Genomic DNA, 19000 nt, shown 5'->3' on the forward strand with positions numbered 1-19000 from the left:
ACAAAAAAACATCAGCTATTAGGCTGATTTTTTTTTGTATTTAAATTTGAAAATATTAACTCTTACCATAACTTTAACGACAAGTTTTATGAACACCAACAAGTTCACTTAAAAAATATTTAATAATGGAAACAATAATATTCATGCTGGGCAAACACCCTTAATTATAAATCTACATAACCTAGATTGAATGGAGGGAAAAATATGAGAGGAAGAATACTCAATTATTATGCAGGTGGTAATACTGCAAAAGGGTTTTATAATCTCTATGACTCAGCTTTAGAGGATTTAGATAAATTATTCATTCTAAAAGGTGGTCCAGGTACAGGGAAATCAACTTTAATGAAAACAATTGGAGAATTGATTGTAAATAAGGGAATCGATATTGAATATTTACATTGTTCTTCAGATACTAATTCAGTTGATGGCTTAATTATCCCGAAATTTCAAATAGGTATAGTGGACGGAACAGCGCCACATGTAATTGAACCAAAAGCTCCAGGGGTTATTGAAGAATATGTGAATTTAGGAGTTGCTTGGAATTCTAAGAAATTGGCCGTGCACAAGGAAACCATACTATCACTAAATGATGAAATTTCTAAGAAGTTTCAAAAAGCGTATGACACATTTGCGGCTTCCTTAAAGGCTCATGATGAAATTGAAGAGATTTATATATCGAATATGGACTTTTTAGAAGCTAATAAACTAACTGACGAATTGATAGCGCTATTTTATGGCAATGAAAGTAATACTGAAAAAGATTCCAAAGTAAAGCATAGATTTTTAGGTGCAGCAACTCCAAGTGGTGCGGTTGATTATATTCAAAATTTAACAGAAGAAATCGAAAAGCGATATTTTATTAAAGGTAGAGCTGGTTCTGGGAAATCAACAATGTTAAAGAAAATAGCAGCAGCAGGAGAAGAAAGAGGATATGATGTAGAGATTTATCATTGTGGATTTGATCCAAACAGTCTTGATATGGTAATTATACCTGAAAAAGGTATTGCAATTTTTGATAGTACAGCACCACATGAATATTTTCCTGATCGTGAAAATGATGAAATTATTGATATGTATGAAAGATGCATTACACCAGGAACAGACGAGAAATACGCTACTGAAATAGAAAGAACAACGAATTCATATAAAGATAAAATGAAAGAAGCGATCTCTTATTTGGCTGAGGCTAAAGTTCTTAGAGACAAATTAGAAGCGATCTATGTTGGCGCTATGGACTTTACAAAAGTTGATAAGATTCAGTCAGAATTAATAGAGGAAATTGAAAGTATAATAAAAAATTAGTATTATTTATTTTGAAAAAGGTGTATCTACGAAGGTACACCTTTTCTTATTTCTGAAGAAGAGATTTATTAGTTCTTTTTAATCATTTATTTCTACTTTATTCTAAACGTATATAGAATTAATTGAATTTTCTCTATATTTTCGCAAGTTCTGATTTAAAACATGCGATTGAACTAAAATAATACGACACGTTTTTATTTATTTCATTTTATTATTCAAAGTTTCTACGTTTAAGAATAACCAATAATCATTTTTTTTGTTATTAATTGTAGAAAAATGTCAACTCAATTCGTAGGAAATTCCCCCAATTTACTTCAGTATATGATGAATGTACATTTAGATTGTATTTATTTACTTACATAATGGTAAGGGCTTAAGTTTAAGCAATTTGATCATCCTAGATTTATTAAACTACTAACCTCTTAATCATAGTATTAAAGCAAATACATAATAGAAATATTACGTCCATAATAAGGAGAGGGATTTCATGAAACTTCGTAAAATTTTACCGTTTAAGGTAATGTCCACAGTAGCAATCTCATCTTTGATTTTCTCATCATATACAGTACTTGCTGAAAAAAGTGATATAACAACTCAAGCGATAGAGGATCATGTTCCACAATTGCTAGATCAAAGTTCGAAAGGTAAAGTGGATTTATACAAAGATCATCAAAAGGAGGAGTCCGAGAAAACTTATAAACCTACTGATAAAGTTCGTTTTATAGTAGAAGTTGATCAACCTTCAACTTCTGAGACTTCAGCGTCAAAGAAAAAATCCTTATTTAAAGAAAAACAAAATAAAGTAATTGAAGAAATTACAAAGAAAAATAGAGCTAAATCAAATTCACCTAAATTAAAGCAACGTTTCTTTGAAGGGTTTAATGGATTTAGTGTTGAGACAGAGTATCAAAATTTGGATGAAATCAAGTCTACACCAGGTGTACTTAACGTAAGTGTTGCAAGAACATTCCATGAAACAATGGCAGCTAGTAAAGAGTTAGTACAAGCTCAAAAGGTTTGGAATCAATATGGCTACCAAGGAGAAGGTTTACTTGTTGCAGTTGTTGATTCTGGTATTGATTATACTCACAAGGACATGACGCTAACTGAAAAGGGGAAGCAAAAAGAAAAGTTAACCCAAGCTGGTATAAAAACTAAATTAGACGGTACTTCTGTAAATGATGTTTGGTACACCGATAAAGTACCAACAGGTTATGATTGGGCTGATCATGACACTGATATTATTCCTCGTGGTGATGGAAGTCCTCACGGTACGCATGTTGCAGGTACTATTGGTGCTAATGGTGACGAGGCAAATAGTGGTGTTCAAGGAATCGCTCCGGGGACTCAATTATTAGCTGAAAAAGTATTCTCCGATGTAGGTGGAGGTGCTTATGAAGATGATATCATAGCAGGAATAGAGCATGCAGTAACAATGGGTGCTGATGTTATCAATATGAGTTTAGGTGTTGATTCAGGATTTGTAGGTGAAGATTTTGATCCGGTTCAAAAAGCAATACGTGTAGCAACGGAACAAGGAACTTTAGTTGTAGTTGCTGCTGGAAACTCAGCTTACAGTACGAAACACAACTTATTATATCCTTCTGCTTATCAGCCATATGCTGAAAATCCAGATATTGGAACAGTAGGTGCACCTGGAGTAAGCCCTTTTGCTCTATCAGTTGCTTCTTATGAAAATACAAAAGTGCACTTAAATACTTTAGGAGATGTTAATGGTTTTAAACTTCCTTTCCAAGACCAAACGCAATTTGCTCCATCAAAAAACTTTAAACTTTCTAGAAATTTAACGCCTAATCAAGAATATGAAATGGTATATGTAGGAGAAGGTTCGAAGCCTACTGATTTTACTAATAAAAACGTAGAAGGAAAAATCGTCGTAGCTAAAATGAATAACCAATATACATCGTATTCGTTTGTTCAATTTAATGCGGCAAAATATAAAGCAAAAGCTGTAATTGTCATTCCACCTAGTAATATAGTAGATTATCCGATTTTAAGATTCAGCGAATTTTCAATTCCGGCTGCGACAACTGGTAAGGCTGTTGGTCAAGAATTAATAAATAAATTAGATAATAATCAAATTGTAAAGATGAAGTTAGACGGAGATACATGGATTGATAATCCAGATCAAAATATGATGTCTGATTTTTCATCATATGGCGCGCCAAGTACATTAGATTTTAAACCAGAAATCTCTGGTCCTGGGGGTAATATCTACTCAACTGTACCTGGAAATGATTATGAAGTGATGAGTGGTACGTCAATGGCAACACCTCATGTAGCAGGTGGTTCGACACTAGTATTACAGTCTCTTTATGAAAAAGGATTACAACATTCAGAAGATACAGCTCTAAAGGCTAAAATTGCATTAATGAATACATCGAGTGTTGTGATGGACCCTAAAACAAATGGAGAAGTGCCATATTCACCACGCATTCAAGGTTCTGGTTTAATGCAAATTCAGAATGCAATTAAAACACCCGTTATCGTAACAAGAAAAGATACTCCACTTGAGCAAGCAGGAGCAGTAGCGTTGAAAGAAATTAAAAACGATCGAGCGATTTTTAAATTAAATGTAGAATCTCTTGAAGCAAAGAATCCTAAAGAAGAATATGAGTACACAGTTAATGTAGACCTATTGACAGATGCAACTGAAACAAAACAATTTGACTTAGATGGCGATGGAACTTTGGATTCAAAAGATTATTTAACATTAAATAGTAAAAAAATTGAAGGCGCATCAGTTTATGTAAATGATCAAAGGATATCTAGTACAGATGGTGCTAAATTTAAAATTAAACCAGGACAAGAGAAAAACCTAACTGTAGAGATTCGTCTTCCTAGAACATTAAATGAAAATGCGTTTGTCGAAGGATTCGTAAGACTTGTTCCTAAAGATCAAACAAAAGCAGTACCTCTCACAATCCCATATATGGGCTTTAATGGTAGATGGGATGCGCCAAGAAATATCGATCCACCTGCATGGGAAAAAGATGCATTTTTAGGTTATACAGCATTATGGGATGGAACATCAGAACGTTATCCAAAAGGATATAATTCAACAACGGGTACTTTTGATCTTAACAAAATTGCTATTTCACCAAACTTCCATTTAAATGGAATTTATTCTTCATTTACAGCTTTAAGAAATTTAGCTAAAACTGAAATCTATATCGAAAATCAAAAAGGCAAAATGGTTAAATACCTTGGCGACTTTAGTGAATTTAATGGAACCCCATATAAATTTAGAAAAAATGTCATGTCATTTGGGGATACTAGCTACAACGAACTTTACGCTTGGAATATGACAGATGAAAATGGACAAGTTGTTCCTGATGGTGTTTATCATTACGTTATTCGTACAACTTTAGACTATCCAGGGGCAAAACCTCAAGAAGTAAAAATGCCAGTAAAAGTTGATTCGATTCTACCTAAAGTTACAGATATTAAGGTTACACCAAAAGATGGTGGGAAATATGAAGTTTCATGGAAGGGTACTGATGATGAAACTGGTTATGCTGCTTCGGTTGTCTGGGTTAATGGGAATTACTATTCACCAGGCGCAGCGCAAACATTACTAGTAAATGTTGAGCCAAAGAGTATTGTAATTGGTGGAGCTGACAACGCATTTAATCACTCTTATGCTACTTGGGGAGATCAAAGCTCCAAATATATGAGTGAATGGATGGTTCTGTCAAATGGTAGTATTTATCCTACTACAAACTTAAATAAAAACAGAGTAGCTTCAGTTGATTACTTTGCTCAAAACAGAGTAGATTGGACATTTAATGTAAAAGATGTAAACGGAAATATTGTAGATACTTTTGGATTTAAAAATGAACGAGAAATTCATATAAAATGGTTCCCAAAAGCAGATCTACCAAACGGCACATATTATATTTCTGCTGACGTAGTAACTAAAGATGGATTTAAAATAACATCAACTCCGACTAAAGTAACGGTTCTTCAATAAAAGTCAATAATTGAAAAAGCTATCTTTCCTATTTATGATAGGGATAGATAGCTTTTTGTTTTTCATTTCTTATTCGATAATTGAAATCCGAATAACAAATAAAAAAATTACAGTTGCTATCGGTAATTTAATAAAAGTAGGCATCATAGAATGTACAAAACTGAGTAAAACACGAACATTAAAATATTTTTTAAGAAAAACATTCATATTTTATTGAAAAAAGAGTAATAAATTGATACTATAGAGATAGGAATTTTAGCAAACCTCATATAAGTTTGGGAATATGGCCCAAAAGTTTCTACCTAGTAACCTTAAATTACTGGACTATGAGGGGAAGTTAATCACACGTGTACGTTATTAGTATACGCCTAAGTAGATTATCTTTCTCGCCATAGAGGGATATTTCTATTTAGGCGTTTTTTGTTGGAAATTTATTGTAAAAAATAAAAAAATAGCGATAAACTTGGGGGAAAAGCAGATGAAACCGGTAGTTGGTGTCATTATGGGGAGTACAAGTGATTGGGAAACAATGAAAAATGCTTGTGATGTGTTAGATGAGCTAAATATTAGCTATGAGAAACGAGTTGTTTCGGCACATCGTACACCAGATTTAATGTTTGAGTATGCAGAATCAGCTAGAGAACGTGGTATTAAAGTAATCATTGCAGGTGCGGGTGGTGCTGCTCACTTACCAGGAATGGTAGCAGCAAAAACGACACTTCCAGTAATTGGTGTACCAGTACAATCAAAAGCTTTAAATGGATTAGATTCATTATTATCAATTGTACAAATGCCAGGTGGAGTACCTGTTGCAACTGTTGCAATTGGTAAAGCAGGTGCGACGAATGCAGGCTTACTTGCAGCTCAAGTATTAAGTATCCAAGATCAAGACGTTTATTTAGCATTAGAAACTCGTCGTGAAAACACTACTAAACAAGTTCTAGAAAGTAGTGAATCATTATGAATAACAAAGTAATACTACCAGGACAAACAATAGGGATCATCGGGGGAGGCCAACTTGGAAGAATGATGGCGCTTTCAGCGAAAGAAATGGGCTATAAAATAGCTGTTTTAGATCCTACTCCAAACTCACCTTGTGGGCAAGTATCTGATATAGAGATTACAGCTGAGTATTCTAATATAGAAGCAATTAAACAGCTTGCGAAAGTAAGTGATGTAATAACATATGAATTTGAAAATATTGATGTAAATGCACTTGAGTATTTAGATGAACATTCCTATTTACCTCAAGGTAGTGAGTTATTAAAGCTAACAAGAAATAGATTAACTGAAAAAACTGCTATTCAAAATTTAGGCATTAAGGTTGCTCCATTTCGATTAGTTGAAAATGAAGAACAATTTTCGGAAGCAGTTACGAATATAGGTTTACCAGCTGTGTTGAAAACGACAACTGGTGGTTATGACGGAAAAGGGCAAGTTGTATTAAGATCTGAAGAAGACTTTGTTGAAGCGTTAGAACTTGTAAAAAAACAGCAATGTATTCTTGAGGGCTGGGTTCCTTTTGTAAAAGAATTGTCAATAATTGTCGCAAGAAATAGTAATGGAGAGGTTAGTACGTTTCCAATCGCAGAAAATGTTCATATAAATCAAATTCTGCATACTTCATCTGTACCAGCAAATACCTCAAAATTAGTAATAGAAACAGCTGAGAACTATGCAAAAAAAGTAGCTAGCTCATTTCATCTTGTAGGTGTATTAGCAATTGAGTTATTTGTAACAGAAGATGAGCAGGTTTATATTAATGAATTAGCTCCGCGTCCACATAATACAGGACATTATACGATGGAGGCAGTTGAAACTTCACAGTTTAAGCAGCATATTCGAGCTGTTTGTAATTTACCATTAGGTAACACGGAATTACTAAAACCAGTTGTAATGGTGAATATATTAGGTGAACATGTTGAAGATGTATTGAATGTAATGCAAAATGATAGTACATTAAATGTCCATCTTTATGGTAAAGAAGAAAGCAAAAAAGGCCGTAAAATGGGACATATTAATATAATGGCAGCATCAACAGAACTAGCGATGCAAAAAGTACAACAGTTAGGGATTTGGAATCAAAGCCCGGTGGAGGTAAAAATATGATTGAACGTTATTCACGCCCAGAAATGGCAGCAATTTGGACAGAAGAAAACAAATTTAAAGCTTGGTTAGAAGTTGAAATCTTAGCATGTGAAGCATGGGCTGAATTAGGAGATATTCCTAAAGAAGACGTAAAAGTGTTACGTGAAAAAGCTTCTTTCGATATAAATCGAATTTATGAAATTGAAAAAGAAACACGTCATGATGTAGTTGCATTTACACGTGCAGTTTCTGAAACTCTAGGCGATGAGCGTAAATGGGTACATTATGGCTTAACTTCAACTGATGTAGTAGACACAGCACTTTCATACTTATTACGTCAGGCAAATGACATCTTATTAAAAGATTTAGAGAACTTCATTGGAATTCTTGAAACGAAAGCTAAAGAACATAAGTACACAGTAATGATGGGACGTACTCACGGTGTACATGCAGAACCAACTACTTTTGGATTAAAACTTGCTTTATGGACTGAAGAAATGAAACGTAACTTAGAGCGATTCAAGAATGCGGTTGAATCAGTTCGAGTAGGTAAAATCTCAGGCGCAGTTGGAACATACGCGAATATTCCTCCTTTTGTTGAACAATATGTTTGTGAAAAGTTAGGGATTCAAGCAGCTCCAATTTCAACTCAAACTTTACAACGTGATCGTCATGCTCATTACATGGCAACACTATCTTTAATTGCAACTTCAATTGAAAAGTTTGCAACTGAAGTACGTGGATTACAAAAAAGTGAAACACGTGAAGTTGAAGAATTCTTTGCAAAAGGTCAAAAAGGTTCATCTGCAATGCCTCATAAACGTAATCCAATCGGATCTGAAAATATGACAGGTTTAGCTCGTGTAATTAGAGGTCATATGGTAACGGCTTATGAAAATGTATCACTTTGGCATGAAAGAGATATCTCACATTCATCTGCGGAAAGAATTATCTTACCGGATGCAACAATACTTTTAAATTACATGTTAAATCGATTTGGAAATATTGTTAAAAACCTTACAGTTTTCCCTGAGAATATGAAACGTAATATGGATCGTACTTACGGATTAATTTATTCTCAACGTGTACTACTTGCTTTAATTGAAAAAGGAATGTCACGTGAAGAAGCTTATGACACTGTTCAACCAAAAGCAATGGAAGCATGGGAAACTCAAGTACAGTTTAAAGAGCTTGTAGAAGCAGAAGAAAAAATTACTTCTTTATTATCTCAAGAAGAAATTAATGATTGCTTTGACTACAGCTATCACTTAAGTCAAGTCGATACAATTTTTGAACGCTTAGGATTAAATTAATAAATGATTGTTTGGCTAAGATTAGAGAAATAAACTCTTAGCCAAACAATTCAAATAACTTAAAAAAGCATAAATTCTATTGGGTGTTTAAATGAGGATATGGGAGGCATTGTTAGCATGGCAGAGCAAGTAATGTTGTATGAGGGAAAAGCAAAAAGAATTTTCTCAACTGAGAATCCTGAAATTGTAAGAGTTGTATACAAAGATTCAGCAACTGCATTTAACGGTGAAAAGAAAGCAGAGATTGCTGGAAAAGGTCGCTTGAATAATGCAATTACTAGTTTACTATTTTCAAAGTTAATGGAATCAGGTATTGCATCTCATTTCGTAGAAAAAACATCAGAACTTGAACAACTTGTAAAACGAGTAACAATTATACCAATTGAAGTAGTTGTTAGAAATATCATTGCTGGTAGCTTATCGAAACGCATGGGATTAGATGAGGGAGTTAAGTTAGAAAAGCCAATCATTGAGTTTTATTACAAACGTGATGATTTAGGTGATCCAATTATTAATGAAGATCATATCGCTGCACTTAAACTAGCAACACCAGAAGAACTTGAAACAATTAAAGAGATTGCTCTCCGTGTTAATGATGTACTAGTAGAACAGTTTGATGCATGTAATGTTCGATTAGTTGATTTTAAATTAGAGTTTGGCAAATTAAATGATGGAACAATTTTGTTAGCAGATGAGATTTCACCAGATACTTGCCGATTATGGGATAAAGAGACAAACGCGAAATTTGATAAAGATGTATTCCGTAGAGATTTAGGTAACTTAACAGATGGATACGAAGAAATTTTAAAACGCTTAGGGGGATTATCATGTTCAAAGTAAGAGTATTCGTTACATTAAGAGAAAGTGTTTTAGATCCACAAGGAAATGCTGTTAAAAACGCACTTCACAGCATGAATTTTAGCGAAGTTCAAGATGTTCGTATCGGTAAATATATGGAATTATTAATTGATAAAAATGTTGCAGATTTAGATACAACTGTAAAAGAAATGTGTGAAAAGTTATTAGCAAACATCGTAATTGAAGATTACCGTTATGAGGTAGAGGAGGTAGTCGCACAGTGAAGTTTGCAGTAATTGTGTTCCCGGGCTCAAATTGTGATGTTGATATGTATCATGCAATCAAAGATGAGTTAGGCGAAGAAGTAGAATACGTATGGCATGATTCAACGAATTTAGATGAATTTGATGGTATCTTATTACCAGGTGGCTTCTCATATGGAGATTACTTACGCTCTGGCGCAATTGCAGGCTTTGCCAACGTGATGGATGCCGTGAAGAAAGCTGCTGCTGAAGGTAAACCAGTATTTGGCGTTTGTAACGGATTCCAAATTCTAACTGAAGCAGGTCTACTACCAGGTACTCTTAGACGTAATGAGAAATTAAAATTTATGTGTAAGCCTGTTGAGCTAGTTGTTGAAAACAATGAATCAATGTTTACAACTGGTTATGAAAAAGGTCAAGTAATAACAGTACCAATCGCACATGGTGAAGGAAATTACTATTGCGATCAAGAAACATATGAAGCACTTAAAAGTAATAATCAGATAATTTTCCGTTATCAAAATAATCCAAATGGTAGTTTAGATGATATCGCAGGAATTGTTAATGAAAAAGGAAATGTATTAGGAATGATGCCACACCCTGAGCGTGCAGTTGATGCATTATTAGGCTCAGCAGACGGACTTCAACTATTTCGTTCAATTGTAAGAAACTGGAGGGAAAACCATGTCGTTACTTCTTGAGCCAAATCCAATTCAAATTGAAAATGATAGAATTTATGCCACTATGGGCTTAACTGATGAAGAGTTTCAATTAATCAAATCAATTATTGGTCGCAATCCGAACTATACAGAGCTTGGATTATTCTCAGTAATGTGGTCAGAACATTGTAGTTATAAAAACTCAAAGCCTTTATTACGCAAATTCCCTGTAAGTGGTGAACATGTTTTACAAGGACCAGGTGAAGGTGCGGGTATCGTTGATATTGGCGATGAGCAAGCTGTAGTATTTAAAATCGAAAGCCATAATCACCCTTCTGCAATTGAACCATACCAAGGTGCTGCAACTGGTGTAGGTGGAATTATTCGTGACGTATTTTCAATGGGAGCACGTCCTGTTGCACTTCTAAATTCTTTACGCTTCGGTGAATTAGAAACGCCAAGAGTTAAGTATTTATTTGAAGAAGTAGTTGCAGGTATTGCTGGATATGGAAACTGTATTGGTATTCCAACAGTTGGTGGAGAAGTAAACTTCGATCCATGTTATGAAGGCAATCCTTTAGTAAATGCAATGTGTGTTGGATTAATTAATCATAAAGACATCAAAAAAGGTCAAGCGCATGGTGCTGGAAATACAGTAATGTATGTTGGTGCTTCAACTGGTCGTGATGGAATTCATGGTGCAACTTTTGCTTCTGAAGAGTTATCTGATGCATCTGATGAGAAACGTCCAGCGGTACAAGTAGGCGATCCATTTATGGAGAAGTTATTACTTGAAGCATGTTTAGAAGTAGTTCAAAATGACGCTCTTGTTGGTATTCAAGATATGGGTGCAGCTGGATTAACATCTTCATCTGCTGAAATGGCTTCAAAAGCTGGAATGGGAATTGAGATGAATCTTGATTTAGTTCCACAACGTGAAGCTGGTATGACAGCTTACGAAATGATGCTTTCAGAATCACAAGAACGTATGTTATTAGTTGTAGAAAAAGGCAGAGAGCAAGAAATCGTAGACTTATTTGAAAAGTATGATCTACATGCAGTATCTGTAGGCCGTGTTACTGACGATAAGATGCTTCGCTTACTTCATAAAGGTGAGGTTGTAGCTGAATTACCTGTAGATGCTCTTGCTGAAGAGGCACCTGTATATCATAAACCATCAACTGAACCAGCATATTATGGTGAGTTCCAAGCGATGGAAAACTATATTCCTGAAATTAATGATTCAAAAGAAACGTTAAAACAATTACTTTCTCAACCTACAATCGCAAGCAAAGAGTGGGTTTACGGTCAGTATGATTATATGGTTCGTACAAATACAGTAGTTGCTCCAGGTTCTGATGCTGCAGTAATCAGAATTCGTGATACTAAAAAAGCTCTAGCAATGACAACTGACTGTAATGCACGCTACTTATATTTAGATCCTGAAGTTGGTGGGAAAATTGCAGTAGCAGAAGCAGCACGTAATGTAATTTGTTCAGGAGCACGTCCTCTTGCAATTACAGATTGCTTAAACTTCGGAAATCCTGAAAAACCTGAGATTTTCTGGCAGTTAGAAAAAGCAACAGATGGTATGAGTGAAGCTTGTAATGTATTAAGTACTCCAGTAATCGGTGGTAACGTATCATTATATAACGAAACAAATGGTGAAGCAATTTACCCAACTCCTGTAGTAGGTATGGTAGGTCTAATTGAAGATGTTGATCATATCACAACTCAAAACTTTAAAACTGCTGGCGATTTAATTTATGTAATCGGTAATGCAGAAGCTGAATTCGGTGGAAGTGAGCTTCAAAAATTATTAAATGGCAAAATCTTTGGTAAAGCACCAAGCATTGATTTAGCTGTTGAATCTAGTCGCCAAGAGCAAATTCTTGCTGCTATCCAAGCAGGTGTAGTTGCTTCAGCACATGATATTTCTGAAGGTGGTTTAGCTGTAGCGATTGCAGAAAGCACATTTGGTCCGTCAGAAGTGGGTGCAACTATTACAATCGAAGGAAATGAAGTTGTTTCATTATTTAGTGAAACTCAATCACGTTTCTTACTTTCAGTTAAACCTGAACATAAAGAACAATTCGAAGCATTAGTAGATGCAAAGTTAATCGGTACAGTTACAGAAGAAACATCAGTAACAGTTCGTAATGAAAACAATGAAACAGTTCTTCATGCTTCAGTTGAGGAACTGAAACAGTCTTGGAAAGAGGCGATCCCATGCTTGCTGAAATAAAAGGACTAAACGAAGAGTGTGGAATATTTGGAATTTGGGGGCATACTGATGCTGCCCAAATCTCCTACTATGGTCTTCATAGTTTACAACATAGAGGCCAAGAAGGAGCTGGAATTGTTGTAACGAATGGAAATGAGCTTGAAGGTGCAAAAGGACTTGGTTTAATAACAGAAGTTTTCAGTAAAGGTCAATTAAATGATTTACACGGAAAAGCTGCTATTGGTCATGTTCGTTATGCAACTGCAGGCGGAGGCGGATATGAAAACGTTCAGCCTCTACTATTCCAATCGCATACTGGAAGCATAGCTCTTGCTCATAATGGTAATTTAGTAAATGCTTCAAGATTACGTAAAGATTTAGAGATGCAAGGAAGTATTTTTCAAACGACTTCTGATACTGAAGTACTTGCTCATTTAATTAAACGTAACGGTTCTGCTCCATTAAAGGATAGCATTAAAGCATCTTTAAATATGATCAAAGGAGCTTACGCTTACTTAGTTCTTACAAAAGATGCAATGTATGTTGCACTAGATCCTAATGGCTTTAGACCATTGGCGTTAGCTAAACTAGGTGACGCTTATGTAGTAGCTTCAGAGACGTGCGCATTTGATGTAGTCGGAGCAAAATATATCCGAGATATTAATCCGGGAGAATTACTGATTATTTCAGACAAAGGAGTGGAAACTGATCAGTTTACTTCTTCAGTTAATCACACAATTTGTAGTATGGAATATATTTATTTCTCTCGTCCTGATAGCAATATTGACAATATCAATGTTCATGCTGCACGTAAAAATATGGGGCGTGTATTAGCTAAAGAAGCTCCTGTTGAGGCAGATGTAGTAATTGGTGTTCCTGATTCAAGTATTTCAGCAGCAGTTGGTTACGCAGAAGAATCTGGTATTCCATATGAACTTGGATTGATTAAAAATCGCTATGTTGGTCGTACATTTATTCAACCTTCTCAAGAACTTAGAGAGCAAGGGGTTAAAATGAAACTTTCTCCAGTACGTTCGATCGTTGAGGGGAAACGTGTAGTAATGGTAGATGATTCAATCGTTCGTGGAACTACAAGCCGCCGAATCGTACAAATGTTACGTGATGCAGGTGCAAGTGAAGTTCATGTTCGTATTGGTGCACCACCATTGAAAAATCCATGCTATTACGGTATTGACACTTCTACAAGAGAAGAGTTAATTGCAGCAACTAATACAATAGAAGAAATTTGCGAAGAAATTGGTGCAGATTCATTAGAATTTATTAGTCTAGAAGGATTACTAAATGCTATTGGTAGAAATCATGAGGGACCAAATAGAGGTCAATGTACTGCATGCTTTACAGGGAAGTATCCAACAGTAATCTATGATGAAAATGAATTAGTACATTCTCATAATTAAAAAAATCGAGGCGGTGAGCAGTCGCCGCCTCTTTTCAATTGAATCTATTCATAAGGACTGAAAGGGGAAATCATCACATGGCGAATGCATATAAACAAGCTGGAGTAGATATCGAAGCTGGCTATGAAGCAGTGAACAGAATGAAAAAACACGTTCAAAAAACAATGCGTCAAGAAGTTCTTGGTGGATTAGGCGGATTTGGAGGAATGTTTGATCTTTCCAAATTCAACTATAAAGAACCAGTTCTTGTATCAGGTACAGATGGAGTAGGAACAAAATTAAAATTAGCTTTCCAAATGGACCGTCACGATACGATTGGCATTGATGCAGTCGCGATGTGTGTGAATGATATTGTGGTTCAAGGTGCGGAGCCTTTATTTTTCCTAGATTACTTAGCAGTTGGCAAGGCTGTACCTGAACGAATTGAACAAATTGTAAAAGGTGTATCTGATGGTTGCGTTCAAGCAGGCTGCTCATTAGTTGGTGGAGAAACTGCAGAAATGCCTGGTATGTATCCAGAGGATGAATATGATATTGCTGGTTTTGCAGTAGGGATTGTTGACAAACCGAAGCTTGTAACAGGACAAAGCATTAAAGAAGGAGATATCTTACTAGGAATTTCATCAAATGGGATCCATAGTAATGGTTATTCTCTAGTTCGTAAGGTTTTATTAGAAAAAGGTGGCTTAACGCTTGATCAACACATTGAGAAATTAGGTCATACTTTAGGCGAAGAACTACTTCGTCCAACTAAAATTTATGTAAAACCAATCTTAAATGTCCTTAAAAAGTTTGAAGTAAAAGGTATGGCACATATTACTGGTGGTGGGTTTATTGAAAATATTCCTAGAATGCTACCAGAAGGAATTGGTGCAGAAATTGATTACGGTTCATGGCCAATCCAACCAATCTTTGATTTATTAGAAGAGATTGGTGAATTGAAGCGCGAAGAAATGTTTAATATTTTTAATATGGGAATTGGTATGGTTCTTGCTGTTAGTGAAGAGAACTTACATGACACGATTAAACTATTAGAAGAAGACGGTGAAAAAGTATTTATTATCGGAAGAACAAAAGCAGGTGAAGGTGTAACCTTTGGTGGAGGTTCTCTGTAATGAAGAAGATTGCCGTATTTGCTTCAGGTAATGGCAGTAACTTTCAAGCCATTCTTGATGCAACTCTAAACGGAGAAGTGAATGCTGAAGTGAAACTACTTGTTTGTGATCGTCCAAATGCATTTTGTATCGAACGAGCAAAGCAAGCAAATATTCCATCATTTATATTTTCAGCGAAAAACTATGAATCAAAAGAGCAGTATGAAGGTGAAATTATTGCTCATCTCAAAGAGTTAAATGTCGAATTTATCGTTTTAGCTGGCTATATGAGATTAATTGGTCCGACAATTTTAGACTCATTTCCTGGGAAAATTGTAAATATTCATCCTTCATTTCTACCATTATTTCCTGGAAAAGACGCAATTGGTCAAGCTCTCCTAGCTGGTGTCGAATCGACTGGTGTAACGGTTCATTATGTCGATGAAGGTATGGATACTGGTCCAATTATTGCACAAGAAGAAATTCTGATTGAAAAGGGAGATTCTAAGGAGTCTCTTGAGAAGAAGGTTCATAGTGTCGAGCATGTTTTATATGTGCAAACACTAAAAAAATTGTTTAGTTAACTAGATTAGAGAATAGCATGAAATCGATTAGTTGGGGGAATGGATCGTGAAAAAACGAGCTTTAGTTAGTGTTTCAGATAAACAAGGAATTATTGAATTCGTAAGTGGATTAATTAAACATGATTTTGAAGTTATTTCAACAGGTGGAACTTTTAATTTATTAAAAGATGCTGGATTAAATGTAATTGGTATTTCAGAAGTAACTAACTTTCCAGAAATTATGGACGGTCGTGTAAAAACATTACACCCTTCAATTCACGGAGGTTTACTAGGAGTTCGTTCAAATGAAGAACATATGCGTCAAATGAACGAGTTAGGTATTCAGCCAATCGATTTAGTTTGTGTAAATTTATATCCGTTTAAAGAAACAATCATGAAGCCTGATGTTACATTTGAAGATGCAATTGAAAATATCGATATCGGTGGACCTACAATGCTTCGTTCAGCAGCTAAAAACCATGAGTTTGTATCGGTAGTAGTTGACCCGACAGATTATGAAGTAATTTTAGCTGAGTTAGCTGAAAATAATACAGTTTCGATTGAAACGAACCGTCGATTAGCTGCTAAAGTTTTCCGTCACACTGCAGCTTATGATTCACTAATTTCTAATTATTTAACAGAGCAAGTAGGAGAAGAAAATCCTGAAAGCTATACTGTTACTTACGAATTAAAACAATCTTTACGATATGGTGAAAATCCACACCAAAAAGCAACATTCTATCGTGCTCCAATGCCAACAGTTTCTTCTATTGCTTATGCGGAGCAATTACATGGTAAAGAGCTTTCTTATAATAATATTAATGACGCTAATGAAGCCTTAAATATTGTACGCGAATTCTCAAATCCGGCTGTTGTCGCTGTAAAACATATGAATCCTTGTGGAGTAGGAGAAGGAACGACAATTGAAGAAGCTTATGATCGTGCTTATACTGCTGATCCAGTTTCAATTTTTGGAGGAATTATTGCGACAAACCGTGAAGTTGATGCTGCAACAGCTAAGAAAATGCACGAATTATTCTTAGAAATTATTATCGCTCCTTCATTCAGTGAAGAGGCTTTAGAAATCTTAACTAGTAAAAAGAACTTACGTTTATTAACAGTAGACTTAGAAACTAAACCTACGTTTGCACCTAAATTAACGACAGTTCATGGTGGCTTATTACGTCAAGATATGGATACGTTTGGATTAGATGATGCTCAAATTACAGTTCCTACAAAACGTCAACCAACTGAAGAAGAGTGGGAGAACTTAAAATTAGGCTGGAAAGTTGTAAAGCATGTTAAATCAAATGCAATTGTTTTAGCAAAAGATCATATGACAATCGGTGTTGGCGCAGGTCAAATGAATCGCGTTGGAGCTGCAAAAATTGCAATTGAACAAGCTGGCGAAAAATCAATTGGCTCAGCATTAGCTTCAGATGCATTTTTCCCTATGAATGACACAGTAGAAGCAGCGGCTAAAGCTGGTATTACTGCAATTATTCAACCAGGCGGATCAATCAAAGATGAAGATTCAATTAAAAAAGCTGATGAATATGGCATTGCAATGGTCTTTACAGGGGTTCGTCACTTTAAACATTAAGAAATAAGGAGATGACAAGATGAAAGTATTAGTCATTGGTCGCGGAGGCCGTGAGCATACAATTGCTTGGAAGGTAAATCAATCGGAGAATGTAACAGATGTATTTGTTGCTCCAGGAAACGATGGGATGATTGATGTTGCAACACTTGTCAATATTGATGAAAGTGACCATGAAGCACTTATTGCATTTGCAAAGAAGGAAGAAATTGATTTAACAATCGTTGGTCCTGAAGTTCCTTTAATGAACGGAATTGTAAATGATTTTCGCGCTGCTAATTTAAAGATTTTTGGTCCAACTAAGGAAGCGGCAATTATTGAAGGAAGTAAAAGCTTTACAAAGGATTTAATGAAAAAATACGCTATACCTACTGCAGCATATGAAACATTTACTCAATTTGAGGATGCAAAAGCATATGTTGAAAAAGTTGGTGCACCAATTGTAATTAAAGCTGATGGATTAGCAGCTGGTAAAGGTGTAGTTGTAGCGATGACAGTTGAAGAAGCAATCATAAGTCTTCATGACATGCTACTAGATGAAAAGTACGGCGATGCAAGTGCATCTGTAGTAATCGAAGAATATTTAGAGGGCGAAGAATTCTCGCTAATGTCGTTTGTTAACGGGAATAAGGTTTATCCGATGGTAATCGCTCAAGACCATAAACGTGCTTATGATGGAGACAAAGGACCTAATACAGGTGGTATGGGTGCTTATTCTCCAGTACCACAAATCTCAGAGTCAGTTGTAGAACAATCTTTAAAAGAAATAGTCATCCCAGTTGCAGAAGCAATGATTTCTGAAGGAAGACATTTCACTGGAATCCTATATGCAGGTTTAATGTTAACAAGCCAGGGACCTAAAGTAATCGAGTTTAATGCAAGATTTGGGGATCCAGAAACTGAAGTTGTATTACCACGTTTAGAAAGTGATTTAGCTGAAGTCTTATTAGGGATATTAAATGAAGAAGAAATCCAATTAGAGTGGTCAGAAGAAGCTGTAGTTGGAGTTGTGCTTGCTGCAAATGGATATCCTGAAGTTCCTGAAAAAGGCGCAGTAATCACTGGATTAAATAATGTAAGTGAAGAAACAATGGTTTTCCACGCAGGTACAAAACTTGAAAATAATGAATATGTTACAAATGGTGGAAGAGTTTTAATTATTGCACATAAAGGAAGCTCAATTAATGCAGCTTGCGAAAATGTTTATAAGCAAATTGATACGATTCAATCAACTGGCTTATTCTATCGCCACGATATAGGACATAAAGCAATTAAAGTAAATAATTAATAAGATAAAGGTCGTCATTAATGTTCAATGGCGACCTTTTTTCTTGTTGGAATAAGAACTGGTGTTCTGTTTTGTCTATACAATCTACTCCATTTTTGATAAACTACTCTATGAAGGTTGAATGTAATCTTCGAATGGATCTTCCTCGTTGTGTTTATCTGCCATAACCTTACATTTCTTACCTAGTGCAGTCATTGGGCAAAAACGTAATATTCCCTCTGCAACTTTCATGGCACCGATTATGATCAAAATAATGACAGAATTACTACATCTTCTGCGTGTAAGTTTAGCTGTGCCGTAAGCTAAGAGTGTAAAGCCAGCAGTTATACGTATAAGTGCATTGATTATGCTAATATTTGGTCTCAACAGTAACTCCCCTTATAATAAGTATCAGTG

At 35.3% G+C, this 19000-nt stretch carries 15 protein-coding genes and 1 riboswitch; of the genes, 14 read left to right on the forward strand and 1 reads right to left on the reverse strand.

What is annotated here, in order from left to right; genetic code table 11:
* Positions 1 to 204: 204 nt before the first annotated feature.
* The 14 genes from CN925_RS10040 to purD all read left to right on the forward strand — a co-directional run bounded on the left by CN925_RS10040 (position 205) and on the right by purD (position 18604).
* Positions 205 to 1302 carry a PRK06851 family protein gene (locus CN925_RS10040; RefSeq protein ID WP_098846124.1) on the forward strand — a complete coding sequence of 366 codons (1098 nt, stop codon included), beginning with the start codon at positions 205 to 207 and terminating at the stop codon, positions 1300 to 1302.
* Positions 1303 to 1789: 487 nt separating this feature from the next.
* Positions 1790 to 5296 (forward strand): S8 family serine peptidase, encoded by a 3507-nt coding sequence (locus CN925_RS10045; protein WP_098846125.1) that lies wholly within the window; start codon positions 1790 to 1792, stop codon positions 5294 to 5296.
* A 245-nt stretch (positions 5297 to 5541) separates the two neighbouring features.
* Positions 5542 to 5643: riboswitch (purine riboswitch) on the forward strand.
* Between the two features lie 131 nt (positions 5644 to 5774).
* Positions 5775 to 6260, forward strand: a complete 486-nt coding sequence (purE, locus tag CN925_RS10050) for a 5-(carboxyamino)imidazole ribonucleotide mutase (RefSeq protein WP_098846126.1) — start codon at positions 5775 to 5777, stop codon at positions 6258 to 6260.
* Positions 6257 to 7405, forward strand: coding sequence for a 5-(carboxyamino)imidazole ribonucleotide synthase (purK, locus tag CN925_RS10055; RefSeq protein WP_098846127.1), 1149 nt, complete (start codon positions 6257 to 6259; stop codon positions 7403 to 7405). Before purE ends, purK begins: the two co-directional genes overlap by 4 nt.
* A complete protein-coding gene (purB, locus tag CN925_RS10060; RefSeq protein WP_098846128.1) occupies positions 7402 to 8697 on the forward strand; it encodes an adenylosuccinate lyase in 1296 nt (431 codons plus the stop codon). The genes purK and purB overlap by 4 nt, the downstream gene beginning before the upstream one ends.
* Before the next feature lie 117 nt (positions 8698 to 8814).
* Positions 8815 to 9537 carry a phosphoribosylaminoimidazolesuccinocarboxamide synthase gene (gene purC / locus CN925_RS10065; protein WP_098846129.1) on the forward strand — a complete coding sequence of 241 codons (723 nt, stop codon included), beginning with the start codon at positions 8815 to 8817 and terminating at the stop codon, positions 9535 to 9537.
* The gene (gene purS / locus CN925_RS10070; protein ID WP_069032645.1) at positions 9525 to 9779 is read left to right on the forward strand and encodes a phosphoribosylformylglycinamidine synthase subunit PurS; all 255 of its coding nucleotides are present in this window, start codon (positions 9525 to 9527) and stop codon (positions 9777 to 9779) included. Before purC ends, purS begins: the two co-directional genes overlap by 13 nt.
* Positions 9776 to 10459, forward strand: coding sequence for a phosphoribosylformylglycinamidine synthase subunit PurQ (gene purQ / locus CN925_RS10075; RefSeq protein ID WP_098846130.1), 684 nt, complete (start codon positions 9776 to 9778; stop codon positions 10457 to 10459). Before purS ends, purQ begins: the two co-directional genes overlap by 4 nt.
* Entirely contained in the window at positions 10443 to 12662 is a 2220-nt protein-coding gene (purL, locus tag CN925_RS10080) for a phosphoribosylformylglycinamidine synthase subunit PurL (RefSeq protein WP_098846131.1), read from the forward strand. Before purQ ends, purL begins: the two co-directional genes overlap by 17 nt.
* A complete protein-coding gene (purF, locus tag CN925_RS10085) occupies positions 12647 to 14059 on the forward strand; it encodes an amidophosphoribosyltransferase (RefSeq protein WP_098846132.1) in 1413 nt (470 codons plus the stop codon). The genes purL and purF overlap by 16 nt, the downstream gene beginning before the upstream one ends.
* A 77-nt stretch (positions 14060 to 14136) precedes the next feature.
* Complete coding sequence (purM, locus tag CN925_RS10090) at positions 14137 to 15174, forward strand: phosphoribosylformylglycinamidine cyclo-ligase (RefSeq protein ID WP_098846133.1); 1038 nt, start codon at positions 14137 to 14139, stop codon at positions 15172 to 15174.
* Positions 15174 to 15737, forward strand: a complete 564-nt coding sequence (purN, locus tag CN925_RS10095) for a phosphoribosylglycinamide formyltransferase (protein ID WP_098846134.1) — start codon at positions 15174 to 15176, stop codon at positions 15735 to 15737. The genes purM and purN overlap by 1 nt, the downstream gene beginning before the upstream one ends.
* Before the next feature lie 46 nt (positions 15738 to 15783).
* Positions 15784 to 17319 carry a bifunctional phosphoribosylaminoimidazolecarboxamide formyltransferase/IMP cyclohydrolase gene (gene purH / locus CN925_RS10100; RefSeq protein ID WP_098846135.1) on the forward strand — a complete coding sequence of 512 codons (1536 nt, stop codon included), beginning with the start codon at positions 15784 to 15786 and terminating at the stop codon, positions 17317 to 17319.
* A 19-nt stretch (positions 17320 to 17338) separates the two neighbouring features.
* Entirely contained in the window at positions 17339 to 18604 is a 1266-nt protein-coding gene (gene purD / locus CN925_RS10105; RefSeq protein WP_098846136.1) for a phosphoribosylamine--glycine ligase, read from the forward strand.
* Positions 18605 to 18712: 108 nt separating this feature from the next.
* Here the strand turns inward: purD and CN925_RS10110 are convergent, their stop codons facing one another.
* Positions 18713 to 18970 (reverse strand): YgaP family membrane protein, encoded by a 258-nt coding sequence (locus CN925_RS10110; RefSeq protein ID WP_098846137.1) that lies wholly within the window; start codon positions 18968 to 18970, stop codon positions 18713 to 18715.
* Positions 18971 to 19000 lie beyond the last annotated feature (30 nt).

Source organism: Bacillus sp. AFS055030, assembly GCF_002574545.1.
Classification (GTDB): Bacteria; Bacillota; Bacilli; order Bacillales; family Bacillaceae_G; genus Gottfriedia.